We start from the raw sequence: 8,089 nt of genomic DNA on the forward strand, positions 1-8,089 counted from the left end.
GCCGTCGCCGCGGTCGCGACGGCCGCCGTGGTGGCCCCGATGGCGCTGCCCGCCGACGAGCCGCCCCCGCTGGCCGCCGAGCTGACCGTCCCCCCGGCGTTCACCACCGAACCGCTGCCCACGTCCTCGGCCGCGCCCACCACGACCACCGCGCCCAGCTCCAGCAGCCCGGCCCCGACCACCACCACGACCCAGCCGCAGCCCGCCGTGGCCGCGCCCCGCCCGCCCGCCGCGCCGTCGGCGAAGAAGGGCGTCAGCACCTGGAACTTCGACGGCGTCGGCAAGGCGCTCGGCGACGTCGGCGCGGGCTGGGTCTACAACTGGGCGCCCACCAGGGAGGACCTGGTGATCCCGCAGGGCGTCGAGTTCGTGCCGATGATCTGGGGCGCGAAGACGGTGACCCCGGCGAACCTGGCCGCCGTGAAGGGCCAGGGCGGCACGCTGCTCGGCTTCAACGAGCCGGACCTGGGCGAGCAGTCGAACATGAGCGTCGAGCAGGCCCTGGACCTGTGGCCGCAGCTCCAGGCCACCGGGATGCGCCTGGGCAGCCCGGCCGTCGCCTACGGCGGCGACAAGGCGGGCGGCTGGCTCGACCGGTTCATGGCCGGGGCGAGGCAGCGCGGCCTGCGCGTCGACTTCATCACCCTGCACTGGTACGGCTCGGACTTCAGCGCCGCCGCCGTCGGCCACCTGAAGAACTACCTGGACGCGGTGCACGCCCGGTACGGGCTGCCCGTCTGGGTGACCGAGTACTCCCTGATCGACTGGTCGGGTGGCGCGGCCCGGTACCCGAGCGCGACCGAGCTGGCGGCGTTCGCGAGCGGCTCGGCCCGGATGATGGAGGGCCTGCCGTGGGTGGAGCGCTACGCCTGGTTCGCGCTCCCCGCCGACAAGCCGGGGACCGGCCTGTACCGGCCGGGCGGCGTCCCCAACGCGGCCGGTGAGGCGTACCGGTCGGTGGGGTAGGCGGGCGCGGGGCGGGCGCCGCACCGGTCGCCCGCCCCGCCGACGGCCCGCGCAGACCGGACCCGGAGGTCCACTCCCCGGAATCCGGCCCGCACCCCCCTGGTTTCCCGCCGCGCCCCCGCGCGGTTCCCCCGACCGGCGCAAACGCGCTCACCGTCCGGTGTTTCACGAACCCGCCCGGTAATTCCCGCGCAGGGCCCTCCGAAGTGTGGGTAGCCGCATATGTGCGCCCGGACCCGAATGCGGGCAGGGTGGACTGATGACCACCTCCGAGGCACCGGCGCGGATCGCCGTCACGGGGCTCGCCGTCCTGGGCAGCAACCTGGCGCGCAACCTCGCCCGGCACGGCTTCCGCGTCGCCGTGCACAACCGCACCAACGCCCGCACCAAGGCCCTGATCTCCGAGCACGGGCACGAGGGCGAGTTCGTCCCCGCCGAGACCCTGGAAGAGCTGGTCGGCAGCCTCCAGAAGCCCCGGCAGATCATCATCATGGTGAAGGCGGGCGCCCCCACCGACGCGGTCATCGACGAGCTGGCGCCCCTGCTGGAGCCCGGTGACATGGTCATCGACGGCGGCAACGCGCACTACGCCGACACCCGGCGCCGCGAGGCCGCGCTGCGCGAGGCGGGCCTGCACTTCGTCGGCGCGGGCATCTCCGGCGGCGAGGAGGGCGCGCTCAACGGGCCCAGCATCATGCCCGGCGGCTCCAAGGAGTCCTACGAGCACGTCGGCCCCGTCCTGGAGGCCATCTCCGCCAAGGTGAACGGCGAGGCGTGCTGCGTGCACGTCGGGCCGGACGGCGCGGGCCACTTCGTCAAGATGGTGCACAACGGCATCGAGTACGCCGACATGCAGCTCATCGCCGAGGCGTTCGACCTGCTGCACCGCGCGGGCGGCCTGACCCCCGCCGAGGTGGCCGAGGTCTTCAAGGGCTGGAACACCGGCGACCTGGAGTCCTACCTGGTCGAGATCACCGCCGAGGTGCTCGCCCACGTCGACGCCGACACCGGCTCCGCGCTGGTCGACGTCATCGCCGACGAGGCCGAGCAGAAGGGCACCGGCCGCTGGACCGTCCAGGAGGCACTCGAACTGGGCGTCCCGGTCACCGGCATCGCCGAGGCCGTCTTCGCCCGCTCGCTGTCCGGCCGCGCCTCCCAGCGCGCGGCCGCCCGCGCCGCCCTCGGCGCCAACGAGGTCGCGACCGCCAAGGACGACTCGCTCGTCGAGGACGTCCGCCAGGCGCTCTACGCCTCCAAGGTCGTCGCGTACGCGCAGGGCTTCGACCAGATGCGCGCCGCCAGCGCCGAGTACGGCTGGGACCTCGACCTCGGCGCCACGGCCACCATCTGGCGCGGCGGCTGCATCATCCGGGCCCGCTTCCTGGACCGCATCAAGGAGGCCTACGACCGCAACCCCGAGCTGGAGACCCTGCTCGCCGACGACTACTTCCGCGACGCCGTGCGCACCGCCGAGGACGCCTGGCGGCGGGTCGCGGTGAAGGCCGTCCAGTCCGGGGTGCCCGCGCCCGGTTTCGTGTCCGCGCTGTCCTACTACGACGCGCTGCGCTCCGAGCGCCTGCCCGCCTCCCTCATCCAGGGGCTGCGGGACTTCTTCGGCGCCCACACCTACCGCAGGACCGACCGCGAGGGCTCGTTCCACACCCTCTGGTCCGGCGACCGCTCCCAGGTCGACGCCTGAGACCGGTCGAGGCCTGAGAACGCGCCACACCGGGAGCACGGCGCGGGACCCCTCACGAGGAGGGGCCCCGCGCCACCGGGTCAGGTGGTGACCGGCGCCAGCGCGCCCCGCTCCGGGTCGACCAGGTACACCCTGGCCGAGGAGATGTCGAAGTACATGCCCACGAGCCGCAGCGCCCCGCAGCCCACCGCCTCCCGCACGCACGGGTGGGCCATCAGGTTGTCCAGCTGCTGCGCCACGTTCGCCACGGCCAGCCGCTCCAGCACCGCCTCGCCGGACGCGTGCCCGCCCCGCTCGTGGAACCGGATCAGGCTCGGGTCCGCCGCCCGCAGCCACGACCGCAGCCTCGACCCCGGCGGCGCCGTGCCGTCCAGCAGCGCCTTCATCGCCCCGCAGTCCGAGTGCCCGCACACCACCACGGTCCGCACCGCCAGCACCCGCACCGCGTACTCCACCGCGGCGGCCACCGAGTCGTCGCCGTCGACCGGCACCAGGTTGCCGATGTTGCGCACGCAGAACAGGTCGCCCGGCCCCGACGTGGTGATCATGTTGGGCACCACCCGCGAGTCCGCGCAGGTGATGAACAACTGGCCGGGACGCTGCCCGCGCTCGGCGAGCTCCGCCAGGAACGGCCGCACCAGCGGGGCGGCGAACCGCTCGAACTCGTGCATCCCCAGGATCATCGGGTCGACCTCGTCCCGCTGCCGGGGCACCACCACCTCCCCGGCCGCGTCCCGCCGCTGCTGCCAGTACGACCACGGCGCGAACCAGCGCGCCGACGGGGCCACCGGCGCCTTGCGCAGCGCGGGCATCCCCCTCGTCGCCTTCGAGAACCACGTGTCGTGCACCTCCAGCACCTCGACCGAGCCGCCGAGCCGCTGGTAGCCGGCCCGCCAGTCCTCGATCGCCTCGTACGCCCCGTGGTCCAGGAAGTCGATGTGCAGCTCCAGCACCACGTGCCTGCGCAGCGGCACGCCGCGCAGCTCCCGCACCATCCGGCCCGCGCCCAGGAACACCAGCGACCCGCGGATGACGACCCGGCACCCCTCGCCGCCCGCCTCGTCCACCCGCACCGAGCAGTGCGCCAGCCGGTACACCGACCGGAGCACCGCCGCGGCCACCCCCAGCAGCACCCCCTGCACCAGCCCGAGCCCCACCACGCCCACCACGGTCACGGCGTACGCGGTGAACTCGCCGTGCCGCCACAGCACCCGCATCCGCTCCGGGCTGACCAGCCGCAGCCCCACCACCAGCAGCACGCCCGACAGCGCCGCCAGCGGCACCAGCTCCAGCACCGACCCGAGGGCCAGCGCGAACACCCCGATCCACACCCCGTGCAGCACCGCCGACACGCGCGTGACCGCGCCGGCCGCCACGTTCGTCGAGCCGCGCGCGATGCCGCCGCTCACCGGCAGCCCGCCGACCGCGCCCGCCACGGTGTTCGCCACGCCCTGCGCGACCAGCTCGCGGTCCAGGTCGGCGCGCGGCCCGTCGTGCAGCTTGTCCACGGCCACCGCCGACAGCAGCGTCTCCACGCTGGCCACCACCGCGACCGTGACCACCGCGAACGCGATCCCGGCGATCGAGCCGGACGGCATCTGCGGGGCGACCAGCCCCTCGATGCCGGGCAGCTCCACCCGCGCCACGTCCAGGCCCGCGCCGACCCCGGTCGCGGCGGCCACCGCGACCAGCGGGGCGGGCGCGAACGAGGCGCGCGGCACCAGCGGCCACAGCAGCATGACCGCCACCGCGACCGCGCCCACCGCCAGCGACTCCGGGTCGACCGGCGCGAACAGCATCAGCACGTTCTCCTCGGCGGTGGCGCCCGCCTCGCCGCCGAGCGCCACGACCAGCTGGCTCAGCGCGATCGTCACGCCGATGCCCGCGAGCAGGCCGTGCACCACGGCGGGGGACAGCGACAGCGCCACGCGCGCCACGCCGGTGAGGCCGCAGGCCAGCTGGAACAGGCCCGCCCCCACGGTGATCATGGCCGTGGCCGCCCAGCCGTACTCGGCGATCAGGCTCGTGGTGATCAGCACCATGCCCGCCGCGGGGCCGCTGACCTGCATCGGGGCCCCGCCGAGGGCGCCCGCGACGATCCCGCCGACGGCGGCGGACACCAGACCGGCCATGAGCGGCGCGCCGCTGGCCGCGGCGAAGCCCAGCGACAGGGGGACGGCGACCAGGAACACCACGAGCGAGGCGGGCACGTCGTGGCGCAGCACGTCCAGCACCCCCGGCTTGGTCGGGGGGCCCGCGGTGGTGTGCTCACCTGCGTGCGACTTCCGGGCTCGGTTCATCGAAATCCTCACTGGCGTCGAGGGGTGCAGTCCGACGAACGCGGGAGACGGGCCCGATGGGTGGCGGCGGTGGCACATCCGTGTCGGCACGGGGGGACGTGTCGGCACTGCGGTTCACCGTCCATGATGACGACGGCACCGGTGCTCTGACCAGGCGTGACACCCGTAAGTGTTGATCATTCAACGGAACGTGACGGTGTGTGGTCGTCCGAATTGCCCGAAAGGGCTGAACGCGCGGGGGCCATGGCGGAACCGACCCCGGTCGGGGGTTCGGGGCCGGTTCCGCCACGGCCTGTGGTGTCGGGTGCTCCCTGGGAGCGCGACCTCGAGGAGGGTGTCGCCACCCGACGCCGAACGGGCCCGCGTCCGCCCGCTCGCGTGCGGGGGAGGGGCGCTAGCGGCCCGCGTCCCGGAAGGTGTCGCCGAAGGCGTCGCCGACGCCGTCCTCGAACGGGTCGACCTCGTCCCGCGACCCGGCGACCGGTCGGGGGCCCGCGACGGCCAGGCACAGCTGCGCGCCGATGTAGGCCCGGCAGGGGGCCGTGCTGCGCCTGCCCCACAGGCCGCTCCACCGCCTGCGGCAGGTCCCGCAGCGCCCGCGCTCGTCGGGCTGGTGCTCGTCGAGCAGGGACTTCAGCGCGGCGACCACGCGGGGCAGCTCCGAGCGGGCCAGCTCCACCGCGGTCTCGCCGTCCGCCTGGTCGGCCCGGCGCACCAGCGCGGCCAGGTGGTCGTGCAGCGACCTGTCGAGCTGGCCGAAGACCGTCAGAGCCATCCTCGCCGCTCCCTGCTGGCAGCCATGCCGCCCTCCCCGTCAGCGTTGCCACAGCAGCCTGGGACCAGCACGTGCCCACCTGCAAGTTGCAGTACACGAATGGATGACGTCTCTTTGCTTGCCGGGTGAACGGCCCGAGACTGTGCCTCGCCACTGCACTGAGGAGGTGCGCGGATGTCGCGCGGCGAGAGCCCCACCCTGCGCAAGAGGCGCCTCGTCAGCGAGCTGCGCAGGCTCCGCGAGGCGTCGGGGCTCACCATCGAGGACGTGGGCGAGCGGCTGGAGTGCTCCGCGTCCAAGATCAGCCGGATCGAGACCGGCCGGGTCGGCGTCACGCCCCGCGACGTGCGCGACATGCTCACCGCCTACGACGCGGACCCCGCGCTGCTGGACGAGCTGGTCCAGCTCGCCAGGCAGGCCAGGCGCAAGGCGTGGTGGGACGCGTTCGGCGACATCGCGCCCGGCAAGTACGTGGGCCTGGAGGCGGACGCCGAGCGGGTGCGCACCTACCAGGGGCTCATGGTGCCGGGGCTGCTGCAGTGCGAGTCGTACACCAGGGCGCTGATCGCCGACGTGTCGCCGGGCTCGTCGGCCTCCGAGGTCGACCGGCGGATCGAGCTGCGCAGGGCCCGGCAGGCGCTGCTGGACGAGGACCCGCCGCTGCGGCTGCACGCGGTGGTGGACGAGGCCGCGCTGCGGCGCCTGGTGGGCGGACCGGCCGTGATGGCGGAGCAGTTGGCGAAGCTCTCCGAAATGGGTGAAAGAGAAAATCTCACCATTCCGGTGATCCCCTTCACCGCGGGCGCCTATTCGGCGATGGACAGCCCGTTCGTGCTGCTGTCCTTCAGCGATGAGCAGGATCGCGACGTGGTATACCTCGAAACCACGCGGAACGAGGTTTATCTGGAGCAGGCCTCGGAAGTGCTCAGGTATGCCGAGATGTTCTCGCGATTGGCGACCGCGGCGCTCGACGCCGGTGAATCCGCGGCACTGGTCGGGCGGGTCGCGCGGGAACTCTCCTGAACCGGGAGTGTCGGGACGATGTACCAGAACTGGCGCAAGGGCAGTCGCACCACGGCGACCGGCGCGGACTGCGTGGAGATCGCGCGGGACGGCGAGCTGACCGCCGTGCGGGACACGAAGAACCGCGCGGGCGGCCTGCTGGAGTTCGGTCCCCGCGAGTGGGCCCGCTTCGCGGGCGGCGCCAAGGGCGGTGCGCTCGACGGGCGGTGACGGTCCGTCCGACCGGCCCGCCACGCCGGTCACGCAGCGTGCGAAGAGGGTGACCCCCTTGGGGTCACCCTCACTTTTTTGGGTCAGGATGTCCGGAATCCTGCCGATGTGTGCTACTTACGGCGGAAGCCAGAATCAGACCAGGAGATGATGACAGCACCACGAACGGCTGGTGTGCTGGTGATGAGGCGGGTGCGTGCTGCCCGTTGACGAGGAGACGCGCTCGTCAGGTCACCGGGTAAATGCGCTCCGTGGTCAGCCGTGTGCCTGGTGTGATGTACCCGTGATCCGTTTGGGGGATTTCGATGGGTTTTGTGACCGACGCGCTCGACGGGCTCGCCGGCCTGCCCCAACCCGCGGTCCTGGCGGTCACCGGCGCCATGACGCTCGCGGAGTGCACCCTCGGCGTGGGCTTCCTCGCCCCCGGCGAGACGGCGCTGCTGCTGGCGTCGACGACCGCGAACACGGTCCCGCGCTTCCTCGTCATGTGGCTGGTGGTGACCCTCTGCGCCGTCGCGGGCGACAGCATCGGCTACTACCTGGGCAGGCGCTTCGGCGACCGGCTGCGGGCGAGCAGGCTGGTGCGCAAGATCGGCCAGCAGCACTGGGACAAGGCGGGCGAGCTGCTGCGCAGGCGCGGCGCGTACGCGGTGTTCATCGCCCGGTTCATGCCCGTCGTGCGCACCCTCGTGCCCGCGTCCGCGGGCGCGGCCAAGCTCGACTACCGCAAGTTCCTGCCCGCCTCGATCGCGGGCGCCGCCGCCTGGTCCGCGCTGCACATCGGCATCGGCTCGGCCGCCGGGGCCTCGGCCAAGTACATCGAGGCCGCGTTCGGCCGGGCCATGTGGGGCGTGATGGCGGTCGGCTGCCTGATCGCGCTGGCCGTGTACCTGCGCAAGCGCAGGGCCGCGGCGCGCGCCGCCGAGGCCGCCCGGCCCGCCGCCGAGCCGGTGCTGGTGGGCGAGTCCCGAGCCGGACCGGTGGCCACCGGGCGCCGCCGCCCCCGGCGGCCACCGGTCCGCTCCGAGGAACCCGCGTCCGGCCGGTCGCGCGGGCGCGACCGCTCCGAGCGCCCAGCGCCCCGCGCGAGGCGTCCTGGCCGACAGGGGGTGCGGG

6 protein-coding genes and 1 pseudogene are annotated in these 8,089 nt (G+C 73.8%); 5 read left to right on the plus strand and 2 right to left on the minus strand.

All coding sequences use genetic code 11. The features are described 5' to 3' along the window. Together ACTUAL_RS11240 and gndA are read left to right on the plus strand one after the other, a co-directional pair. A partial coding sequence (locus tag ACTUAL_RS11240) for a glycoside hydrolase family protein (protein ID WP_440900218.1) occupies positions 1 to 966 on the plus strand: 966 nt, incomplete at its 5' end. 259 nt (positions 967 to 1,225) lie between these two features. Beyond that, positions 1,226 to 2,665, plus strand: a complete 1,440-nt coding sequence (gndA, locus tag ACTUAL_RS11245) for an NADP-dependent phosphogluconate dehydrogenase (RefSeq protein ID WP_440900219.1) — start codon at positions 1,226 to 1,228, stop codon at positions 2,663 to 2,665. 80 nt (positions 2,666 to 2,745) lie between these two features. Here gndA and ACTUAL_RS11250 read toward each other — a convergent pair whose 3' ends face one another. Next, positions 2,746 to 4,965: a SulP family inorganic anion transporter gene (locus ACTUAL_RS11250; protein WP_096496391.1), complete on the minus strand. Its 2,220-nt coding sequence runs from the start codon at positions 4,963 to 4,965 to the stop codon at positions 2,746 to 2,748. Between the two features lie 394 nt (positions 4,966 to 5,359). Continuing rightward, positions 5,360 to 5,740, minus strand: a complete 381-nt coding sequence (locus ACTUAL_RS11255) for a hypothetical protein (RefSeq protein WP_096496390.1) — start codon at positions 5,738 to 5,740, stop codon at positions 5,360 to 5,362. 174 nt (positions 5,741 to 5,914) lie between these two features. On the opposite strand from ACTUAL_RS11255, the gene ACTUAL_RS11260 reads away from it, so the two are divergent. The 3 genes and pseudogenes from ACTUAL_RS11260 to ACTUAL_RS11270 form a co-directional block, all read left to right on the plus strand. Beyond that, positions 5,915 to 6,763: a helix-turn-helix domain-containing protein gene (locus ACTUAL_RS11260; protein WP_440900220.1), complete on the plus strand. Its 849-nt coding sequence runs from the start codon at positions 5,915 to 5,917 to the stop codon at positions 6,761 to 6,763. 18 nt (positions 6,764 to 6,781) lie between these two features. Next, positions 6,782 to 6,973: a DUF397 domain-containing protein gene (locus ACTUAL_RS11265; RefSeq protein ID WP_096496388.1), complete on the plus strand. Its 192-nt coding sequence runs from the start codon at positions 6,782 to 6,784 to the stop codon at positions 6,971 to 6,973. 305 nt (positions 6,974 to 7,278) lie between these two features. After that, a pseudogene (locus ACTUAL_RS11270) lies at positions 7,279 to 7,914 on the plus strand (DedA family protein); the annotation flags it as partial. Positions 7,915 to 8,089 lie beyond the last annotated feature (175 nt).

Source organism: Actinosynnema sp. (assembly GCF_052038725.1).